This window comes from Falsihalocynthiibacter sp. S25ZX9 (assembly GCF_041205405.1).
In the GTDB taxonomy this organism is placed as follows: domain Bacteria; phylum Pseudomonadota; class Alphaproteobacteria; order Rhodobacterales; family Rhodobacteraceae; genus Falsihalocynthiibacter; species Falsihalocynthiibacter arcticus.
Genome location: NZ_JBGFCD010000069.1, coordinates 1 through 557, shown reverse-complemented (window position 1 = coordinate 557; position 557 = coordinate 1). Strand labels below are relative to the sequence as shown.

1 pseudogene is annotated in these 557 nt (G+C 54.9%); it reads left to right on the top strand.

The window, feature by feature from the left end:
- Nucleotides 1-114, top strand: a pseudogene (locus AB9F29_RS21295) (IS30 family transposase); the annotation flags it as partial.
- Between the last annotated feature and the right edge of the window lie 443 nt (nucleotides 115-557).

The window sequence follows — 557 nt, the reverse complement described above, 5'->3', positions numbered from 1 at the left end:
TCCCAAGCAAAGCTCAGTGCAATCGCAAGGCAACTCAACGAACGCCCTCGCAAGACCTTGCAATATCAAACGCCAGCAGAGAAGTTCGCAGAGTGTGTTGCGTCGACCGGTTGAGATCGCCTCCCTTAGTGTCGAATGCTGCAATTGAAAACGAAATATACCTTAGGGTGGCTTTCGTCGTTTTGGGACCGGCGATGGGTCTCAAAACGCGCTTGGTGCCAACATGTCAGATCCTGTCGTTCTTCGGTTTGCTTCTCTTCACGCTCGTAGTCTTGCCAAAGTGCGCATGCATGCCATCCGTTGAGATTTTGACGGCAGTCTTGGTCAAGGCCGTGATTGCGCCTGCGTGGTGTATTGTCTGCCTTTCTCACTGGTTCTTTCCACTGGACTTCGCCGCCACCGGAAGCGTCACTGGCACTGCACCGACGCATTTCTAAGGTGTCGCCGTTGCCGCCCGAATGCCGGGCTCTGCTCAGTACAAGGGGGGGAGTAACCCGCCCCAGGATCGAAGCGGAGATAATTATGGATCTAGTTGAGCACGGCCTAGCCCTCAACGC